Consider the following 17,263-nt stretch of genomic DNA (forward strand, 5'->3'; position numbering starts at 1 on the left):
TCAAAAAATATTTAATTATTACCGTCGCTTACGTGCCGACCCCGGTTTTTGATCAATTATTGAGCAGGTGGCACGTAGCCGTCGGCCTTGGCGTAATCCTCGCCGGAAAAGAACTTGTCCATTTCGCCTGACAGGTATTTACGGTCTTCGGCGTTCATCATGTTCAGGCGTTTTTCATTGATCAGCAGCGTCTGGTGTTTCAGCCAGTCGCCCCATGCCTGAGCGGAGATGTGATCGAAAATGTCCTGGCCCTTCGCACCTGGGTACGGAGGGCGTTCCAGGCCTGGCAATTCTTCGTTGTACTTGCGGCACATTACGGTGCGGGTCATGACGACTCTCCTGCGTTCAATACATCGGACGCGCGCTTCAGCAGTTTCTTTACCGGGGCGGCAAGGCCCAGGCGCGGCGGGGTGGCGAGGTTATACCAGAGCCAGTCGGCCTCGGCCACGTGATGGGCGGTTTCCTCGACCTGGACCAGCCAGGGTTCGATGGCCAGTTGGAAATGACTGAAAGTGTGGATCAGCCCTGGCAGTGCCTGGTGCTTGCCCAGTTCGAGCGCGTGCTGGTTGGCCAGGTGTTCGAGGTCTTGCAGGCCGTCCAGCTCGGGCAGGCTCCACAACCCCCCCCACAGGCCCGTGGAAGGGCGACGGTAAAGCAGAATCGCCCCTTCGGCATTGGCCAGCAGCGGCATCAGCGTGCGCTTCTGCGGGATGGTCTTGCGCGGCTTGGGGATCGGGTAGCGGGTCTCCAGGCCGAGCATATGGGCTTCGCAGTTTTTTTCCAGCGGGCACAGCAGGCAGCTGGGCTTGCTGCGCGTGCAGAGGGTGGCGCCCATGTCCATCATCGCCTGGGTATAGGCATTAACGCGATCATGGGGGGTGAAGCGTTCTGCGGTGGCCCACAGCTGCTTGGCCACCTTCGGTTCGCCTGGGTAGCCTTCTTGCGCGGTAAAGCGTGCCAGCACGCGCTTGACGTTGCCGTCGAGGATCGGCGCGCGCAGGCCCATGCTCAGGCTGGCAATCGCGCCGGCGGTAGACAGGCCAATGCCGGGCAACTCAGTGAGCTTTTCTACATCCCTGGGAAATTCGCCGCCGTACTCGGCCACGATGATCTTCGCGGTCTTTTGCAGGTTGCGTGCTCGAGTGTAATAGCCCAGGCCGGTCCACAGGTGCAGCACCTCGTCTTCCGGCGCGGCGGCGAGGGCTTCGACCGTTGGCAGCGAGGCCATGAAGCGGTCGAAGTAATTGAGTACGGTGCTGACCTGGGTCTGTTGCAGCATGATCTCCGAGACCCACACCCGGTAAGGCGTGATGCCCTGTTGCCAGGGCAGGTCATGGCGGCCGTGGCGGTCGTACCAGTCCAGCACCGCCGTTGAAAACTGCTCGTTTCTCATCGTTTGAACAGGCCTTTCAAAGCATCTTTGAGCTGCGGGTTGACCTTGTCGAGCTTCTCTTCCAGCTTCTCGCTGAGCTTGTTGCCGGCCGCCTTGATCGCGACCTGGCTCAGGCCGTCCTTGTCCAGGCGACAGGCTTTGGCGCCGAGTTCCAGCGGGCCACGGCAGCGCAGCGGCACTTCGATGCCCTGGAAGTTGGCGCCGACTTCGCAGGCCGGGTCCGGTACTTCGCGCTGGTCGCCTTCGACGATGATGCCGACGCGGTAATCCATACCCAGTACGCGCAGGTCGACGTCACCGTTGCCGTTGACCGCCAGCCCTGGGATGCGCACTTTCAGGTCGGGGTTGTTGGCGACGCCATTACGGAAGGTCAGGTTGCCCTTCAACTCCTGGAACGGTGTGTCCTTACCGCGCTGTTCGCCGCTCAAGGTCTTGCGGTTGAGCAGGGCGATACCGGTGCACAGTTGCTGCTCGAGGTTGGCGTTGAGCAGCACGCCGTTGTTGATCACAAAGCTGGCGGTACCGTTGAGGCTGTCGATCAGGGCTTTCTGGCTGTTGCCGCGGCCGCTGAGGTTGCTGTCGAGGGTGACCTGGCCTTTCACCGGTGGCGTTTGTCCCTGGGCCTGCAGGATACGTTCGACCGGTACCTGCTTGATCCGGCTTTGCAGGGCCAGCAGCGGAATATCCTGGCGTACGTCCAGGCTGCCGTTGGCCTGGAAGGTGCCGTTGTAGAGCCCGCCGCTCAGGGTGTCGAGCTTGAGTTGGCCGTCGACGCCGGACGCCTTCAGCACGGCATTCTGGATCGGCAATTTACTCAGGGTCAGTTGGCCGAAGGCGAGGTCGGCATTGACATCCAGCTTGCGCAGGTGGGCCAGTGGCAGCAGTTTGTCCGTGCTCCAGGCGCCTTTGGTCGGTGCTTCCGGCAGTGGAGTGGTGCCCCCGGCCGCCATGGCGCCGGCTTCGCTGTTCTGCACTTCGGCCTGGCGGGCGGCGGTTGCGCCCTTGGCGGATTCGGACTTGGCCGGCAGGTAGTTGTCGGCGTTGAAGGTATCGCCCTTGAGCTGCACGCGTAGCGCTTGCTTGGCAAAGTCGTCCACGGCGACGCGGCCGGTGAAGGTGCTGCCATCGAGTTTCAGGTTCAGGTCTTCCAGCGCCAGGCTGGTCGGGGTGCCCTGGAGGCGGCTGACCAACTCGACCTTGCTCAGGCTGCCCTCGGCCATGGGCGGCAGCGGGTTGCCGACGCTGTCGAGGAACTTGGCCAGGTCAAACTGGGCGATGGACAGCGCGCCGCTGAGCTGCGGGGTCTTGTCCAGGTCGTTGACCTTCAGCTCGCCCAGGGCGCGCAGTTGGTTGGCCGAGAGTTTCAGGTTGGTCCATTCGGCGATATTGGCCGCCTGGTCCACCAGTAACTGGCCCTGGGTGGAGAAGGTCACGGTCTTGCCTTGCAGCGGCTCGCCCGTGGCTTCGCCGGTAACTTTCATGTCTTCGAACTGGTAGCGCTTGAGCGCGCGCTCGATACGCAGGTTGCCGTTGAGTTCGGTCTTGACGCGCATCACCGGCTGGTTGCTGCCGAAGAAGGCGGTGAGTTTCACCGGGATGCTCGCACCTTCGTGCACGGCGCCGGTGCTCAGCTGGATACTTTCGGCGCTGAATTGCTTGCCGGTCTGTTCATCGTTGTATTCGACGCGGGCGTTGTTGACCGTCAGGCTGTCGATATCCAGGCGGATCGGCTTTGACGGTTTTTCCGCTTCGGGCTCAGCAGGCGCTTGCGCTGGCGCGGGGGTTCCGGCAGTTGCCACCGGCGCGTTCTTGCCGATGTCTTCCCAGTTGCCATGGCCCTGCTTGTCGCGGTTGAGGCGCAGGTTCAGGCCTTCGACACGCACATCGCTCATCTGCACCTCGCGACGCAGCAGCGGCAGCACGCGCACCGACAGGCCGAGCATTTGCAGGTCGGCGAAGGGTTGGGTCGGCGTGGTCAGGGTCGCCACGCTGGCCTCGTGCAGTTCAAGGCCGAGCCAGGGGAACAGGCTCCAACCGATATCGCCATTGAGCGTCAGCTCGATGTGGGCCTTGTCGCGGGCAATCTGGCGAATCTCGTCTTTATAGTCGTTGGGATCGAAGAGATGGGTCAGGGCAAAGCCCAGAGCCACAATGATCAGCAACAGCCCGAGAAGTACCAGACCCAGGATTTTGCCGAACGCTTTCATGGGCGAGTCCTTGTATGTCGATTTCAAAATTTAGCCGCAGAGTATAACGCCCGACGGCCTGCGTCAGGTCACCGATCGTTACATTGTATCCATGGCGGCGAAAACGGGTTTTTGACGTCAATAAAACCGAAAAATCGCAAAAAGATGATGTCATTTTGGTTTTTCTGTCACTCGCTAATGCTAATCTTCGGCCGTTCGTTCGCCTTCTGCGACTTATCGTCGCGCCAAAATGGAGCTTCACTCTACAAAAACGGCCACGCTTTGCGTGCAAGGCCGAGGGAGAGAGCGCCTGACGAACGCATACTAATAACTGGGGGATACATCAATGAGCACTAGCACTGTGGCCGACACTACCGCCGCACAGCCTGCGTTCCTGTCCAAGGAGCGCATTATCGCCAAGCCCGGGTTCAACCGCTGGCTGGTTCCACCGGCCGCCCTGGCCATCCACCTGTGCATCGGCATGGCCTACGGCTTCTCGGTGTTCTGGCTGCCGCTGTCCAAGGCGCTGGGTATCACCAAGCCGGTCGCCTGCGCACCGGACATGAGCTTCATTGCCCAAGTCTTCTCGTCACAATGCGACTGGCCCATCTCCATGCTGGGCTGGATCTACACCCTGTTCTTCATCTTCCTGGGCTGCTCGGCAGCGATCTGGGGCGGCTGGCTGGAACATGCCGGACCACGTAAGGCCGGTGTTGTGTCGGCTCTGTGCTGGTGCGGCGGCCTGCTGATCTCGGCATTGGGTATCTATACCCACCAGATCTGGCTGATGTGGATCGGCTCCGGGGTCATTGGCGGTATCGGCCTGGGCCTGGGGTATATCTCGCCCGTATCGACCCTGATCAAGTGGTTCCCGGACAAGCGCGGCATGGCTACCGGCATGGCGATCATGGGCTTCGGCGGCGGCGCAATGGTGGGCGCCCCGCTGGCTGCTGCGCTGATGGGGCACTTCGCTTCGCCGACCAGCGTGGGCGTATGGCAGAGTTTCCTGGTGATGGCCGCGATCTACTTCGTGTTCATGATCGGCGGCGCGCTGTCCTACCGTGTCCCACCGACCGGCTGGAAGCCTGAGGGCTGGACCGCGCCGGCGAAAAAAGCCAGTAACGCGATGATCACTCACCGTCACGTGCACGTGAATGTGGCGTGGAAAACCCCGCAATTCCGCCTCGTATGGCTGGTGCTGTGCCTGAACGTATCGGCCGGTATCGGCATCCTCGGCATGGCTTCGCCGCTGCTGCAGGAAGTGTTCGGTGGCAAGCTGCTGGGTGTTGATGTGCCGTTTGGCCAGTTGGACGCCGGGCAATTGGCGTCGATTGCTGCCATCGCTGCGGGCTTCACCGGTTTGTTGAGCCTGTTCAACATCGGTGGCCGGTTCTTCTGGGCGTCGTTCTCCGACTACCTGGGGCGTAAAAACACCTACTTCGTGTTCTTCGCCCTGGGCTTTGCCCTGTATGCGCTGATCCCGAACCTGGGGCACCTGGGCAACGTGGCGCTGTTCGTCGCGGCGTTCTGCATCATCCTGTCGATGTACGGCGGTGGTTTTGCGACCGTCCCGGCCTACCTGGCCGACCTGTTCGGTACCCAGATGGTCGGCGCGATCCACGGTCGCCTGCTGACCGCATGGGCAGCCGCGGGCGTATTGGGCCCGGTGCTGGTGAACTACCTGCGTGAATATCAACTGAGCATCGGCGTCGACCGTGCTGCGGCCTATGACATCACCTTGTATATCCTCGCGGGTCTGCTGGTGCTGGGCTTTATTTGCAACATGCTGGTCCGCCCGGTGGCCGACAAGTACTTCATGACCGATGCAGAACTTGCCGCAGAGCAAGCGCTGGGCCATGACAAAGGGGCTGATGCCACCACTTCCCTGGAGTGGAAAGCCGCGTCCGGCACCGTGCCATTGGCGATCGCCGCCTGGTTGGTGGTGGGTATTCCGTTGGCGTGGGGTGTGTGGGTGACCCTGCAGAAGACGGCGGTACTGTTCCACTAAGTTGACTGCAAGCGGGCGCACCATCCTGGAGCGCCCGCTTGTATACACATGTCTATCCCCGACACTCCCCTCTTCAACTCGTCAGTCTTATCCCCTTCGATGTTTCTGTTTAGCGCCCGCGCCCCTATAATGGCTGCCTTTTTCGCCCAATGATTTTGCGGAGCTGGTGATGGCCGAACGTAAGGCGTCCGTCGAGCGCGACACTCTGGAAACCCAGATCAAAGCCTCGATCAACCTGGATGGCACCGGAAAGGCCCGATTTGATATCGGTGTACCTTTTCTTGAGCACATGCTGGACCAGATCGCCCGTCACGGGCTGATCGACCTGGATATCGTCAGCAAGGGCGACCTGCATATCGACGACCACCACACGGTGGAAGACGTAGGCATCACCCTCGGCCAGGCGTTTGCCAAGGCTATCGGCGACAAAAAAGGCATCCGTCGCTACGGCCACGCCTATGTCCCGTTGGACGAAGCGCTGTCGCGTGTGGTCATCGACTTCTCCGGCCGCCCAGGCCTGCAGATGCACGTGCCGTACACCCGCGCCACCGTGGGCGGCTTCGATGTCGACCTGTTCCAGGAATTCTTCCAGGGCTTCGTCAACCACGCACTCGTCAGCCTGCACATCGACAACCTGCGCGGCACCAACACCCACCACCAGATCGAAACCGTGTTCAAGGCTTTCGGCCGCGCGCTGCGCATGGCCGTGGAGCTGGATGACCGCATGGCCGGGCAAATGCCCTCGACCAAGGGCGTCCTGTAATGCAGACGGTCGCGGTTATCGATTACGGCATGGGTAACCTGCACTCGGTGGCCAAGGCCCTCGAGCACGTAGGGGCCGGCAAGGTGCTGATCACCAGCGATGCCAACGTGATTCGCGAAGCCGACCGCGTGGTGTTCCCCGGTGTAGGTGCAATTCGCGATTGCATGGCCGAAATTCGCCGCCTGGGCTTTGACAGCCTGGTGCGCGAAGTCAGCCAGGATCGCCCGTTCCTCGGCATCTGCGTGGGCATGCAAGCCCTGCTCGACAGCAGTGAAGAGAACGACGGCGTTGACTGCATCGGCCTGTTCCCGGGCAAAGTGAAGTTCTTCGGCAAAGACCTGCATGAAGACGGCGAACACCTGAAAGTCCCGCACATGGGCTGGAACGAAGTCCGCCAGACCGTGGATCACCCGCTGTGGCACGAAGTGCCGGACATGGCGCGTTTCTACTTCGTGCACAGCTACTACATCGCCGCCGGTAAACCGGGCCAGGTGGTGGGGGGCGGGCACTACGGCGTCGACTTCGCCGCAGCGTTGGCCGAAGGTTCGCGGTTTGCCGTGCAGTTCCACCCGGAGAAGAGCCATACCCATGGCCTGCAATTGCTGCAGAACTTCGCCGCCTGGGACGGGCGCTGGTAAATGGCCAGGAAGCCGAAGCAGCCAATCTTGAACCTCACGCCCGAACAGGAGAGTGAGGCTACCCTCAAGATCAAGCGCTTCATGGAAGACCGCTTCGAGCTCAAGCTGGGCTCGTTCGAGGTCGCCGAGATTCTTGAGCTGTTCACCACCGAAGTGGCTCCGCATTATTACAACAGGGCGATTTTCGATACGCAGACGCTCCTTAAAGAAAGGTTCGAAAGCATCGAAAGCGACCTGTGGTCGCTTGAGAAACCCTGATTTCCAAGCATTGCTGAATATCGAATAAGGTTTGCCAGATGCTGATTATCCCCGCTATCGATCTCAAGGACGGCGCCTGCGTACGTCTGCGCCAAGGCCGTATGGAAGATTCCACCGTGTTCTCCGATGACCCGGTGAGCATGGCTGCCAAATGGGTGGAAGGGGGCTGCCGTCGTCTGCATCTGGTGGACTTGAACGGCGCCTTCGAAGGCCAGCCGGTCAACGGCGAGGTGGTCACCGCGATCGCCAGGCGCTACCCGAACCTGCCGATCCAGATCGGCGGCGGTATCCGCTCGCTGGAAACCATCGAGCATTACGTCAAGGCCGGCGTGAGCTACGTGATCATCGGCACCAAGGCCGTGAAAGACCCGGCCTTCGTCGCCGAAGCCTGCCGCGCGTTCCCGGGCAAAGTGATCGTGGGCCTGGACGCTAAAGACGGTTTCGTCGCCACCGACGGCTGGGCTGAAATCAGCACCGTGCAAGTCATCGACCTGGCCAGGCAGTTCGAAGCCGACGGCGTGTCCGCCATCGTTTATACCGACATCGCCAAAGACGGCATGATGCAGGGCTGCAACGTGCCGTTCACCGCTGCGCTGGCCGCTGCGACCAGGATCCCGGTGATCGCTTCCGGCGGTATTCACAACCTGGGCGACATCAAGTCGCTGCTGGACGCCAAGGCGCCAGGGATCATCGGCGCCATCACCGGCCGTGCGATCTACGAAGGTACCCTGGACGTCGCCGAAGCCCAGGCTTACTGCGATGCCTACAACGGCTGAGGACTGACCATGGCGCTGGCCAAACGCATCATCCCTTGCCTGGACGTCGACAACGGTCGCGTGGTCAAGGGCGTCAAGTTCGAGAACATCCGTGACGCCGGCGACCCGGTGGAAATCGCCCGTCGCTACGATGAGCAAGGTGCCGACGAGATTACCTTTCTCGACATCACCGCCAGCGTCGACGGCCGCGACACCACGCTGCATACCGTCGAGCGCATGGCCAGCCAGGTGTTTATCCCGCTGACCGTGGGCGGTGGCGTGCGCACCGTGCAAGACATCCGCAACCTGCTCAATGCCGGTGCGGACAAGGTCTCGATCAATACCGCTGCGGTGTTCAACCCGGAGTTCGTCGGCGAAGCCGCGCAGCACTTCGGCTCGCAATGCATCGTGGTAGCCATCGACGCCAAGAAAGTCTCCGGCCCGGGCGAAACCCCGCGCTGGGAGATCTTCACCCACGGCGGTCGCAAACCGACCGGCCTGGACGCGGTGGAGTGGGCGATGAAGATGGAAGGCCTGGGCGCCGGGGAAATCCTGCTGACCAGCATGGACCAGGACGGCATGAAGAACGGCTTCGACCTGGGGGTGACCCGCGCTATCAGCGATGCGCTGGGTATTCCGGTGATCGCCTCAGGCGGTGTCGGTAACCTGCAACACCTGGCCGACGGCGTGATCGAAGGCCATGCCAGCGCGGTGCTGGCGGCGAGTATTTTTCACTTTGGCGAATACACCGTTCCTGAGGCCAAGGCCTACATGGCGGCGCGCGGTATCGTCGTTCGCTAAACGTTGCTGGACACCATGGCAGGCGCGCGGCACTCTCTGCGCTTGCCATGGATTCCGGTAGCCTTCATGTTCAAACAACTGCTTCTTGCTGTCGCCAGCACGTCCATTCTCCTGGCCGGCTCGGCCCATTGCACAGAGGAACCGTCTGACGCCTCCCTGGTGTTGCTGACGGAAAATTTCCCGCCCTACAACATGGCCAGGAACGGTAAGAACTTCGCCAAGGACGAGAACATCGAAGGCATCGCCGTGGACATCGTGCGCGAGACCTTCAAGCGTGCCGGCATTTCCTACAATCTCACCCTGCGTTTCCCCTGGGAGCGAATCTACAAACTCGCCCTGGAGAAGCCCGGCTATGGCGTGTTCGTGATGGCGCGTCTGCCGGATCGTGAAGCGCTGTTCAAGTGGGTCGGCCCCATCGGCCCGGATGATTGGGTGCTGCTGGCCAAAGCCGACAGCAAGATCCAGCTCGATGACCTGGAGCACGCGCGGCGCTACAGGATCGGCGCCTATAAAGGCGACGCCATCGCCGAGACCCTGGAGAAGCAGGGCCTTAACCCGGTGGTGGTGTTGCGCGACCAGGACAACGCGCAAAAGCTTATGGATGGCCAGATCGACCTGTGGGCCACCGGCGACCCGGCCGGGCGTTATCTTGCGCGTCAGGTCGGTGTGACGGGGCTCAAGACCGTGCTGCGGTTCAACAGTGCCCAGTTGTACCTGGCGCTGAACAAGGATGTGCCGGATGAGACGGTAGCCAAGCTGCAGGCGGCGTTGGATCAGTTGCGCTCTGAAGGGCGGGTGGAACAGATCATGGCGAACTATTTGTAGCGGTAGGTGCCGTTCTTGCCGTGCCCAGCCATGGCTTGATTGCTGCGCACACTGATCATCAACTTGATATCTATCCAGTCGATGCCCTGGGCCTTGAGCTTGGGCAACTCGCGCTCCAGCACTGCCAGGGTTTGTGGGTAAGGGTGGCCGATCATCACCGCCGAACCCTGTTTGTGCGCCAGTTTGATCGCGGTTTGCAGTTGCGTGGTGATCGCCGCTTCGGTGCGTTCGTCATCGAGGAACACATCCCGCGAAACATGCGCCAGGCCAATCTTCTGCGCTTCGGCAGCGGCTACGGTCTGCGCGCTGGTGCGGCTGTCGACGAAGAACTTGTTGCGCCGTTGCAACTCGGCCATCAGCCAGGCCATGGCGGCCGGTTGCGCGGTCATGCGGCTGCCCATGTGGTTGTTGATACCGGCGGTATAGGGCACGGCGTTGAAGGCCGCGTCCAGGCGTTTGCCCAACTCTTCGATAGGCAGCTCGGGGTGCCAGGCGAACGGGCCGGTGGCGGGGTCCATGGGCATGTGCAGGATCACGATCTTGCCGGCCTTGTGCGCTTCGCGGGCGAATTCGGCGGCGTGGGGCGTGTCGGGCATGACCGCCGTGGTCACCGGCCCAGGCAGGGCCAGCACGCGACGATCCCGGGTCAGGTTTTGCCCCAGGTCGTCGATGATGAGGGTCAGGTAGGCTTTGTGGGATTCGCTGGCAGGGGCCGCGTGGGCGACCCCTGCCAGGCTGCATAGCACAGCGATGATCAGGGCAACACGCATATCAACGACTGCGTGTAATGCTCAAGCCCTTGAGCAGGCTCAGCGCCTGGGCCAGCTGGTAATCGTCGTCCTGCGGCATCGGCTTGGCTTTCTTGCTGCTGCCGGTTGGCTGGTCGGCACCGCCGTTGCCATTGCCCAGGTGACCTTGCAGATCCGCTTCCTTGTAGTACTCGCTGTCGATTTCGTTGGTGATCTTGGCCTTGCGCACTTCGATGTCCGGCACGATGCCCTGGGCCTGGATCGAGCGGCCGTTCGGCGTGTAGTACAGCGCGGTGGTGATCTTCAGCGCACGCTCGTTGTTCAGCGGCAACACGGTCTGCACCGAGCCTTTGCCGAAGCTGGTGGTGCCCATCAGCACGCCGCGTTTCTGGTCTTGCAGGGCGCCGGCGACGATTTCCGACGCCGAGGCGCTGCCGCCGTTAATCAGCACAGCCAAGGGTACGTTTTCGCTGAGGTCGTTGCCGGTGGCCGAGAAGCGCAGCTCGGAGTTGGCGATACGACCCTTGGTGTAGACGATCAGGCCCTTGGTGATGAAGTGGTCGACCACTTCCACCGCCGACTGCAGGACGCCGCCTGGGTTGTTACGCAGGTCGAGCACGATGCCGCTGAGTTTCTTGCCGTTGTCCTTGCGCAGCTTGGCCAGGGCCTTGGCCACTTCGTCGCCGGTCTTGACCTGGAATTGGGTGATGCGGATGTAACCGTAGCCCGATTCCAGCAGCTGGCTCTTCACGCTCTTGACCACGATGGTTGCGCGGGTGAGCGTCACGTCAAACGGGTTGCCGCCGTCGCGCACCAGGGTCAGGGTGATTTTCTGGCCGATCTTGCCGCGCATCTTGTCGACGGCTTCGGTCATGGTCTGGCCACGGGTCGGCTGGCCGTTGATCTTGACGATAAAGTCACCGGCCTGGATGCCGGCCTTGGACGCCGGGGTGTCATCGATTGGCGAGACCACCTTGATATTGCCGTCCTCGGCGCCGACTTCAATGCCCAGGCCGCCGAATTCGCCGCTGGTGCTTTCCTGCAGCTCGGCGAAATCTTCCGGGCCGAGGTAGGCGGAGTGCGGATCGAGGTTGCTGAGCATGCCCTTGATGGCATTTTCCAGCAGGGTCTTGTCGTCTACAGGTTCGACATAGGCTGCCTTGATCCGGTCCATGACCTCGGCAAAGGTGCGCAGCTCGTCCAGCGGCAACGGCGCCTTGGTGGTCGCGGCCGTGGCGGCGGGTGCAGCCGGGGCGGCCTGGTCGGCAAAAGCCAGAGGCGCGCCGATCACCAGGGCGATCGTCAGGGCCAGCGAAGTGAGGCGGGACAAATGCAGCATGTCGAACGAACTCCTAATGTAGATGCGACCCTATCCTTGGGACCGGCACCATTGTGCGGGATCGCTCGGGCGACCCTGCTGACGAATAGCGAAGTACAGCGCTGGGGTGTCCTGGCCGCCACTGTTACCGACAGTGGAGATGGATTCACCGGCTTTTACAACATCACCTGCCGACTTGAGTAACGTCTGATTGTGGCCATAAAGGCTTAAATAGCCATTACCGTGGTCGAGAATCACCAACAAACCGGCGCCCCGCAGCCAATCGGCAAACACCACGCGCCCACCATGTACGGCATGGACCTGGCTGCCGGCAGAGGCGCTGATCATCACCCCATCCCACTTGGCGCGGGTGTCATCGCCACGGGTTTCCCCAAAGCGTGCCAGTAGTCGACCATCAACTGGCCATGGAAGTTTGCCGCGCGCTGAAGCAAAAGGCCCGCCGAAGGACTCGCCAGCACTGGAAACCAGCGGGCCAGGAGCGGCATGCGCCGGTTTGCGGGGCGCCGGGGCATCGGTGGTGGCTGCCAGTTCGGCCTCACGCTGGCGCTTTTTTTCGGCTTCCTGCTGGGCGATCAGCGCTTTCTGTCGCGCTTCTTCGGCCTCACGTGCCTGGCGTGCCAGGGTTTCTTCAATGGTCTTGAGCACTTTGGCCAGGTCGGCCTGGTCTTGCTCGCGGGCCTGGAGCTTGGCGTCGCGGGCCTTCACGTCGTCATTGAGCTTGGCCAGGGCCAGCTGGCGCTCCTTGCGGACCTTGTCCAGCTCGTCGCGCTGGGCGTTGAGGCTGGCTTTCTGGTCCTCCAGCTGCGATTGCTGGTTGGCGATTTCCTGTTCGACGTTGGCCAACTGGCGCAGGGTCTCGTTGAAGCTTTTCAATTGCTCCAGGCGGGCTTTGCTCAGGTAGTCATAGTAGGTCAGGGTGCGCGCGAATTTTTCCGGGTTCTGCTGGTTTAGCAACAGCTTGAGGTATTCCTGGCGGCCGCTCTGGTAGGCGGCGCGGGCCTGGATTGCGATCAAGCGTTGCTGTTCAACGCGTGCGCTCTGGAGTTTTTTTTTCTCAGCGTCGAGTCGCTCCAGTTCCGACTCGCTCTTCTTTAGTTCTTTTTGCAGCTCCTGGACCTGCTTCTCCAGCTTGCCCATTTCGGTTTCCGTGCCGCGCAGGTCTTTCTGCACCCCGGATTTTTCTTCCTGGAGCTTGCCGAGCAGTTTTTTCAGCTCGGTAATGTCCTGACGCGTAGCGTCCAACTGTTGTTGAGTTTGTGCACGCTCGTCGGCAAACGCCGGTTGGAGCAGGCAGACAAGAGCAAGGGTAATCAAGGCGCGAAGCATAGAGGCGGGCGACACCAGGGAAAGGGACGGCCTAGTATGCCCGCCAAGCGCCGCAAAAAAAACGCCCAATTCGGACTGGAAGGCAAGATAGGTGCCGAGTGGTGGCGGTATGGCAAAAAGACATCTACCAAACGCCGGAGATCCAATGTGGGAGGGGGCTTGCCCCCCGATTGCGGTGTGTCAGCTGAATAGGTGTTGGCTGACCCACTGCTATCGGGGGGCAAGCCCCCTCCCACACTGTTGTTTGGATCAGACCAGAATTGAGGTCCCGGTCATCTCTTTCGGCTTCTCCAACCCCATCAGCATCAACATGGTCGGCGCCACATCCGCCAGCACGCCGCCATCACGCACTTTGAAGTCGCGCTTGCCGACGTAGATGAACGGCACCGGCTCGGTCGTGTGGGCGGTGTGGGCCTGGCCTGTGGATTCGTCGGACATCTGCTCGCAGTTGCCGTGGTCGGCGGTGATCAGCGCCTCGCCGCCGACTTTTTCCAGGGCGTCGACGATGCGGCCGACGCACAGGTCAAGGCATTCCACGGCCTTGGTCGCAGCTTCCAGGTTGCCGCTGTGGCCCACCATGTCACCGTTGGCGTAGTTGACCACGATCACGTCGTAGCGCTGGTGGTCGATGGCGTCGACGATTTTGTCGGTGACTTCCGGCGCGCTCATTTCCGGCTGCAGGTCGTAGGTGGCGACTTTTGGCGACGGGATCAGGATGCGCTCTTCGCCAGGGAACGGTTCTTCACGCCCGCCGGAGAAGAAGAAGGTCACGTGGGCGTATTTCTCGGTTTCGGCAATACGCAGCTGGGTCTTGCCGTTCTTGGCCAGGTAGTCGCCCAGCACGTTGTCCAGGCTGCCGGCAGCAAAGGCAGCGGGGGCCGGGATGCTGGCGGCGTATTGGGTCAGGCCGACGTACTGGACTTTTGGCTGGCGCGCACGCTCGAATTCTTTGAAACCGTCTTCGACAAACACACGGCTCAGCTCGCGGGCACGGTCGGCGCGGAAGTTCATGAACACCACTGCGTCTCCGTCTTCGACCTTTACCGGCTCGCCGATGGTGGTGGCCTTGACGAATTCATCGCTCTCGCCACGGGCGTAGGCAGCTTCCAGGCCTTCCTGGGCGGTGGCGGCGTGGAATTCGGCCTGGCCGTCGACGATCAGGTTGTAGGCCTGGGATACGCGGTCCCAACGGTTGTCGCGGTCCATGGCGAAGTAGCGGCCCACCAGGCTGGCGATGCGGCCCTTGCCCAGGGCGGCGAAAGTGGCGTCCAGCAGCTCGATGGAGGATTGCGCGCTTTTTGGCGGGGTGTCGCGACCATCGAGGAAGGCGTGCAGGTAGATCTTGTCGGCGCCGCGCTTGAAGGCCAGCTCGGCCATCGCCACCAGATGGTCCTGGTGACTGTGAACGCCGCCGTCGGACAGCAGGCCCATGAAGTGCACGGCCTTGCCGGCGGCCACTGCTTTATCTACCGCTGCGCAGATAGTCGGGTTCTCGAAGAACTCGCCATCGCGGATCGATTTGGTCACGCGAGTGAAGTCTTGATATACCACTCGTCCGGCGCCGAGGTTCATGTGGCCGACTTCCGAGTTGCCCATCTGGCCGTCCGGCAGGCCCACGTCCATGCCTGAGCCGGAGATCAAGCCGTTGGGCACCGTCGCGGTCAGACGGTCGAGTACCGGCTTCTTGGCCGCGTACACCGCGTTGTCGTGGTGGCTTTCACTGTGTCCGAAGCCATCGAGAATTATCAGGACCAAAGGTTTAGGCGTGGTAGTCATAGATCCTCTCGCGGCGGTAATAAAGGAAGGCAATTGAAAAGGGAGTGGCAGTTTAAAGCGAAGTTCCGACCACGTCACCGCTTTACGGGGGTTGGCCCCCCCTGACGGCTGTGTATACTTACCGCCATTTTAACGCCCTGGAACCTCCTTGATGGTTGATCACCTGATTGCATTTGCCACTGCCCACTATCTGCTCGTGGGTGCCTTCGTCATCCTGCTGGCGCTGCTGATCGCTCACGAATTGAGCCGTGGTGGCCGCAGCCTGAGCACGTCGGAGCTGACCGCGCTGGTCAACAAGGATGAGGCCATTGTGGTGGATATCCGCCCAGCCAAAGATTTCGCCACCGGCCACATCGTCGGTGCCCTGAACATCCCTCAGGACAAGCTGATCGCGCGCCTGCCCGAGCTGGAAAAGCACAAGGCCAAGACCATCATCCTTGTCGACGCCCAGGGCCAGCACGCCGGCACCCACGCCCGCGAAATGCTCAAGACCGGTTTTATCGCCGCCAAGCTGTCCGGTGGCATCAGCAGCTGGCGCGCCGACAACCTGCCGCTGGTGAAGTGATATGAGCCAGGTCGTCGTATATTCCAGCGATTGGTGCCCTTACTGCATGCGGGCCAAGGCCCTGCTGGAGAAGAAGGGCGTTGCCTTCGAAGAAATCAAGGTCGATGGCAAGCCCCAGGTGCGTGCCGAAATGGCCCAGAAGGCGGGACGCACGTCCGTGCCGCAGATCTGGATCGGCGCCAGGCACATCGGTGGTTGCGACGACCTGTTTGCCCTGGAGCGCGCCGGTAAACTCGATGCGCTGCTGCTCGTCTGACTCCTAACCCCTAAAAGACCCCAAGATCAAGAAGGATCTGCGATGACTGACCAACAGAACACCGAAGCAGCAGAAGCCCAAGGCCCACAATTTTCGCTGCAGCGTATCTATGTGCGTGACCTGTCGTTCGAAGCGCCGAAAAGCCCGGCGATCTTCCGCCAGGAATGGACTCCAAGCGTTGCCCTGGACCTGAACACCCGTCAAAAGGCACTGGAAGGCGACTTCCACGAAGTCGTGCTGACCTTGTCGGTCACCGTCAAGAATGGCGAAGAAGTGGCCTTCATCGCTGAAGTGCAACAGGCCGGTATCTTCCTGATCCAGGGCCTGGACGAAGCGTCCATGAGCCACACCCTGGGTGCGTTCTGCCCGAACATCCTGTTCCCGTATGCCCGCGAGACCCTGGACAGCCTGGTCACCCGTGGTTCGTTCCCTGCGCTGATGCTGGCTCCGGTGAACTTCGATGCCCTGTACGCTCAAGAGCTGCAGCGCATGCAACAGGAAGGCGCGCCGACGGTTCAGTAATCTCGAACCCGATGCAGAACCCAATGTGGGAGGGGGCTTGCTCCCGATAGCGGTGGATCAGTCACGTAGATGTCGACTGACACTCTGCCATCGGGGACAAGCCCCCTCCCACATTTGTTATGTGTGCTATTTGAAGCCGAGTTGGCGCCAGCCTTCGTAGACGGCAACGGCGACGGTGTTGGACAGGTTCAAGCTGCGGCAGCCTTCGCGCATCGGCAGGCGCAGCCGATGGCCGTCGGGCAGGGCGTCGAGTACCTCGGCTGGCAGGCCACGGCTTTCCGGGCCGAACAGGAAGGCGTCGCCCTCGGCAAAGCTGGCATCATGAAACGGCCGCGAGCCTTTGGTGGTGAACGCGAACAAGCGCGGGTGTCCGAGGCTTTCCAGGCAGCTGGCCAGGTCGGCATGGCGCTGGAGGGTGGCGTACTCGTGGTAGTCCAGCCCGGCACGGCGCAGACGCTTGTCGTCCATGTCGAAGCCCAGGGGCTCGATCAAATGCAGGTGGCAGCCACTGTTGGCGCACAGCCTGATAACGTTGCCGGTATTCGGCGGAATTTCTGGTTGAAAAAGGATGACGTGAAACATGCACGGCTCCGAAGGCAAAGATGCGCTGCATTCTACCCCTGAAGAAGACCCTAGGCCGAGGCTAATGCCGAGGGTCATGGGCTCATTGGCGATTGTCGGCCTGATGGTGGGCCTGATGATCGGTCGCCTGACCACTCCTGACCCGGTCGAGTTGCAGCAGGTAGAGACGGCTGCGGACGGTGTGGTGGTGTGGTTTAACAGCGAACCCAAGCTGCACGGTGAGCACATCGACGGCACCGTGGCGCTGTTGTTCGACGCGCAAGGCAAGGCCGCCAGTGGGCAGCTCAAGGTCAACGACAAGGATGTGAACTGGCGCGTGCGCAAGACCGATGCGGGCTTGCTGCTGAACCTGGTGGCGGCTCGGCCGTTGCGCGGGGAGTGGAAAGGGGAGAAGGCCGATGGCCGCTGGCGGCTGGAGATCCATCTCCAAGAGCAATAAAAGAGGGAATCCCCGGCCTGCCTGTACCAAGGTTCCCAAAACGGGCTGGAGCTATGGGCGCTGAGCCACATAAGCCCCGGGT

The 17,263-nt window shown here is 61.6% G+C and carries 19 protein-coding genes; 11 read left to right on the forward strand and 8 right to left on the reverse strand.

What is annotated here, in order from left to right; translation table 11 throughout:
• Positions 1-56: 56 nt before the first annotated feature.
• Genes ACHPFG_RS02515 through ACHPFG_RS02525 form a run of 3 tightly spaced genes read right to left on the reverse strand, consistent with a single transcriptional unit; the run spans position 57 to position 3,600 of the window.
• On the reverse strand, positions 57-329 hold the full coding sequence (locus ACHPFG_RS02515) for an oxidative damage protection protein (protein ID WP_027605083.1): 273 nt from the start codon (positions 327-329) through the stop codon (positions 57-59).
• Complete coding sequence (mutY, locus tag ACHPFG_RS02520) at positions 326-1,393, reverse strand: A/G-specific adenine glycosylase (protein ID WP_431701535.1); 1,068 nt, start codon at positions 1,391-1,393, stop codon at positions 326-328. The genes ACHPFG_RS02515 and mutY overlap by 4 nt, the downstream gene beginning before the upstream one ends.
• Positions 1,390-3,600: an AsmA family protein gene (locus ACHPFG_RS02525; RefSeq protein WP_431701536.1), complete on the reverse strand. Its 2,211-nt coding sequence runs from the start codon at positions 3,598-3,600 to the stop codon at positions 1,390-1,392. Before ACHPFG_RS02525 ends, mutY begins: the two co-directional genes overlap by 4 nt.
• A gap of 325 nt (positions 3,601-3,925) precedes the next feature.
• On the opposite strand from ACHPFG_RS02525, the gene ACHPFG_RS02530 reads away from it, so the two are divergent.
• From ACHPFG_RS02530 to ACHPFG_RS02560, 7 genes are all read left to right on the forward strand, one after another.
• Entirely contained in the window at positions 3,926-5,587 is a 1,662-nt protein-coding gene (locus ACHPFG_RS02530) for an OFA family MFS transporter (RefSeq protein ID WP_431701537.1), read from the forward strand.
• A gap of 169 nt (positions 5,588-5,756) precedes the next feature.
• On the forward strand, positions 5,757-6,350 hold the full coding sequence (gene hisB / locus ACHPFG_RS02535) for an imidazoleglycerol-phosphate dehydratase HisB (RefSeq protein ID WP_003218037.1): 594 nt from the start codon (positions 5,757-5,759) through the stop codon (positions 6,348-6,350).
• The gene (hisH, locus tag ACHPFG_RS02540; protein WP_131696918.1) at positions 6,350-6,988 is read left to right on the forward strand and encodes an imidazole glycerol phosphate synthase subunit HisH; all 639 of its coding nucleotides are present in this window, start codon (positions 6,350-6,352) and stop codon (positions 6,986-6,988) included. Before hisB ends, hisH begins: the two co-directional genes overlap by 1 nt.
• Positions 6,989-7,246, forward strand: coding sequence for a DUF2164 domain-containing protein (locus ACHPFG_RS02545; RefSeq protein ID WP_010213888.1), 258 nt, complete (start codon positions 6,989-6,991; stop codon positions 7,244-7,246).
• A gap of 38 nt (positions 7,247-7,284) precedes the next feature.
• Entirely contained in the window at positions 7,285-8,022 is a 738-nt protein-coding gene (gene hisA, locus ACHPFG_RS02550) for a 1-(5-phosphoribosyl)-5-[(5-phosphoribosylamino)methylideneamino]imidazole-4-carboxamide isomerase (RefSeq protein WP_407693535.1), read from the forward strand.
• A 9-nt stretch (positions 8,023-8,031) separates the two neighbouring features.
• Entirely contained in the window at positions 8,032-8,802 is a 771-nt protein-coding gene (hisF, locus tag ACHPFG_RS02555) for an imidazole glycerol phosphate synthase subunit HisF (protein ID WP_003171107.1), read from the forward strand.
• Positions 8,803-8,868: 66 nt separating this feature from the next.
• Positions 8,869-9,627, forward strand: coding sequence for a substrate-binding periplasmic protein (locus tag ACHPFG_RS02560; protein WP_167655943.1), 759 nt, complete (start codon positions 8,869-8,871; stop codon positions 9,625-9,627).
• On the opposite strand, the gene ACHPFG_RS02565 is transcribed toward ACHPFG_RS02560, so the two are convergent.
• From ACHPFG_RS02565 to gpmI, 4 genes are all read right to left on the reverse strand, one after another.
• Positions 9,618-10,397, reverse strand: a complete 780-nt coding sequence (locus tag ACHPFG_RS02565) for a divergent polysaccharide deacetylase family protein (RefSeq protein WP_431701538.1) — start codon at positions 10,395-10,397, stop codon at positions 9,618-9,620. The two genes, ACHPFG_RS02560 and ACHPFG_RS02565, sit on opposite strands and share 10 nt — an antisense overlap.
• 1 nt (position 10,398) lies before the next feature.
• Positions 10,399-11,715, reverse strand: a complete 1,317-nt coding sequence (locus ACHPFG_RS02570; RefSeq protein ID WP_131696914.1) for a S41 family peptidase — start codon at positions 11,713-11,715, stop codon at positions 10,399-10,401.
• Positions 11,716-11,745: 30 nt separating this feature from the next.
• Positions 11,746-13,041: a murein hydrolase activator EnvC family protein gene (locus tag ACHPFG_RS02575; protein WP_065940745.1), complete on the reverse strand. Its 1,296-nt coding sequence runs from the start codon at positions 13,039-13,041 to the stop codon at positions 11,746-11,748.
• Positions 13,042-13,290: 249 nt separating this feature from the next.
• Positions 13,291-14,817 (reverse strand): 2,3-bisphosphoglycerate-independent phosphoglycerate mutase, encoded by a 1,527-nt coding sequence (gene gpmI, locus ACHPFG_RS02580; RefSeq protein ID WP_131696912.1) that lies wholly within the window; start codon positions 14,815-14,817, stop codon positions 13,291-13,293.
• 151 nt (positions 14,818-14,968) lie between these two features.
• On the opposite strand from gpmI, the gene ACHPFG_RS02585 reads away from it, so the two are divergent.
• The 3 genes from ACHPFG_RS02585 to secB are packed head-to-tail and all read left to right on the forward strand — an operon-like array spanning position 14,969 to position 16,160.
• On the forward strand, positions 14,969-15,382 hold the full coding sequence (locus tag ACHPFG_RS02585; protein ID WP_131696911.1) for a rhodanese-like domain-containing protein: 414 nt from the start codon (positions 14,969-14,971) through the stop codon (positions 15,380-15,382).
• A gap of 1 nt (position 15,383) precedes the next feature.
• Entirely contained in the window at positions 15,384-15,638 is a 255-nt protein-coding gene (gene grxC / locus ACHPFG_RS02590; RefSeq protein WP_033896917.1) for a glutaredoxin 3, read from the forward strand.
• A gap of 42 nt (positions 15,639-15,680) precedes the next feature.
• Positions 15,681-16,160: a protein-export chaperone SecB gene (secB, locus tag ACHPFG_RS02595; protein WP_014716520.1), complete on the forward strand. Its 480-nt coding sequence runs from the start codon at positions 15,681-15,683 to the stop codon at positions 16,158-16,160.
• Between the two features lie 126 nt (positions 16,161-16,286).
• On the opposite strand, the gene ACHPFG_RS02600 is transcribed toward secB, so the two are convergent.
• Positions 16,287-16,742 (reverse strand): tRNA (cytidine(34)-2'-O)-methyltransferase, encoded by a 456-nt coding sequence (locus tag ACHPFG_RS02600; protein ID WP_010563141.1) that lies wholly within the window; start codon positions 16,740-16,742, stop codon positions 16,287-16,289.
• On the opposite strand from ACHPFG_RS02600, the gene ACHPFG_RS02605 reads away from it, so the two are divergent.
• Positions 16,741-17,181 carry a hypothetical protein gene (locus tag ACHPFG_RS02605; protein WP_431701539.1) on the forward strand — a complete coding sequence of 147 codons (441 nt, stop codon included), beginning with the start codon at positions 16,741-16,743 and terminating at the stop codon, positions 17,179-17,181. The genes ACHPFG_RS02600 and ACHPFG_RS02605 overlap by 2 nt on opposite strands.
• The last annotated feature ends 82 nt before the right edge of the window (positions 17,182-17,263 follow it).

Source organism: Pseudomonas sp. BR20 (assembly GCF_050780135.1).
In the GTDB taxonomy this organism is placed as follows: Bacteria; Pseudomonadota; Gammaproteobacteria; order Pseudomonadales; family Pseudomonadaceae; genus Aquipseudomonas.

Excerpts from the sequence above, each read along its gene's own strand:
- ACHPFG_RS02515 (WP_027605083.1), bottom strand. The coding sequence starts at position 329 with ATGACCCGCACCGTAATGTGCCGCAAGTACAACGAAGAATTGCCAGGC.
- mutY (WP_431701535.1), bottom strand. The coding sequence starts at position 1,393 with ATGAGAAACGAGCAGTTTTCAACGGCGGTGCTGGACTGGTACGACCGC.
- ACHPFG_RS02525 (WP_431701536.1), bottom strand. The coding sequence starts at position 3,600 with ATGAAAGCGTTCGGCAAAATCCTGGGTCTGGTACTTCTCGGGCTGTTG.
- ACHPFG_RS02530 (WP_431701537.1), top strand. The coding sequence starts at position 3,926 with ATGAGCACTAGCACTGTGGCCGACACTACCGCCGCACAGCCTGCGTTC.
- hisB (WP_003218037.1), top strand. The coding sequence starts at position 5,757 with ATGGCCGAACGTAAGGCGTCCGTCGAGCGCGACACTCTGGAAACCCAG.
- hisH (WP_131696918.1), top strand. The coding sequence starts at position 6,350 with ATGCAGACGGTCGCGGTTATCGATTACGGCATGGGTAACCTGCACTCG.
- ACHPFG_RS02545 (WP_010213888.1), top strand. The coding sequence starts at position 6,989 with ATGGCCAGGAAGCCGAAGCAGCCAATCTTGAACCTCACGCCCGAACAG.
- hisA (WP_407693535.1), top strand. The coding sequence starts at position 7,285 with ATGCTGATTATCCCCGCTATCGATCTCAAGGACGGCGCCTGCGTACGT.
- hisF (WP_003171107.1), top strand. The coding sequence starts at position 8,032 with ATGGCGCTGGCCAAACGCATCATCCCTTGCCTGGACGTCGACAACGGT.
- ACHPFG_RS02560 (WP_167655943.1), top strand. The coding sequence starts at position 8,869 with ATGTTCAAACAACTGCTTCTTGCTGTCGCCAGCACGTCCATTCTCCTG.
- ACHPFG_RS02565 (WP_431701538.1), bottom strand. The coding sequence starts at position 10,397 with ATGCGTGTTGCCCTGATCATCGCTGTGCTATGCAGCCTGGCAGGGGTC.
- ACHPFG_RS02570 (WP_131696914.1), bottom strand. The coding sequence starts at position 11,715 with ATGCTGCATTTGTCCCGCCTCACTTCGCTGGCCCTGACGATCGCCCTG.
- ACHPFG_RS02575 (WP_065940745.1), bottom strand. The coding sequence starts at position 13,041 with ATGCTTCGCGCCTTGATTACCCTTGCTCTTGTCTGCCTGCTCCAACCG.
- gpmI (WP_131696912.1), bottom strand. The coding sequence starts at position 14,817 with ATGACTACCACGCCTAAACCTTTGGTCCTGATAATTCTCGATGGCTTC.
- ACHPFG_RS02585 (WP_131696911.1), top strand. The coding sequence starts at position 14,969 with ATGGTTGATCACCTGATTGCATTTGCCACTGCCCACTATCTGCTCGTG.
- grxC (WP_033896917.1), top strand. The coding sequence starts at position 15,384 with ATGAGCCAGGTCGTCGTATATTCCAGCGATTGGTGCCCTTACTGCATG.
- secB (WP_014716520.1), top strand. The coding sequence starts at position 15,681 with ATGACTGACCAACAGAACACCGAAGCAGCAGAAGCCCAAGGCCCACAA.
- ACHPFG_RS02605 (WP_431701539.1), top strand. The coding sequence starts at position 16,741 with ATGCACGGCTCCGAAGGCAAAGATGCGCTGCATTCTACCCCTGAAGAA.
- ACHPFG_RS02600 (WP_010563141.1), bottom strand. The coding sequence starts at position 16,742 with ATGTTTCACGTCATCCTTTTTCAACCAGAAATTCCGCCGAATACCGGC.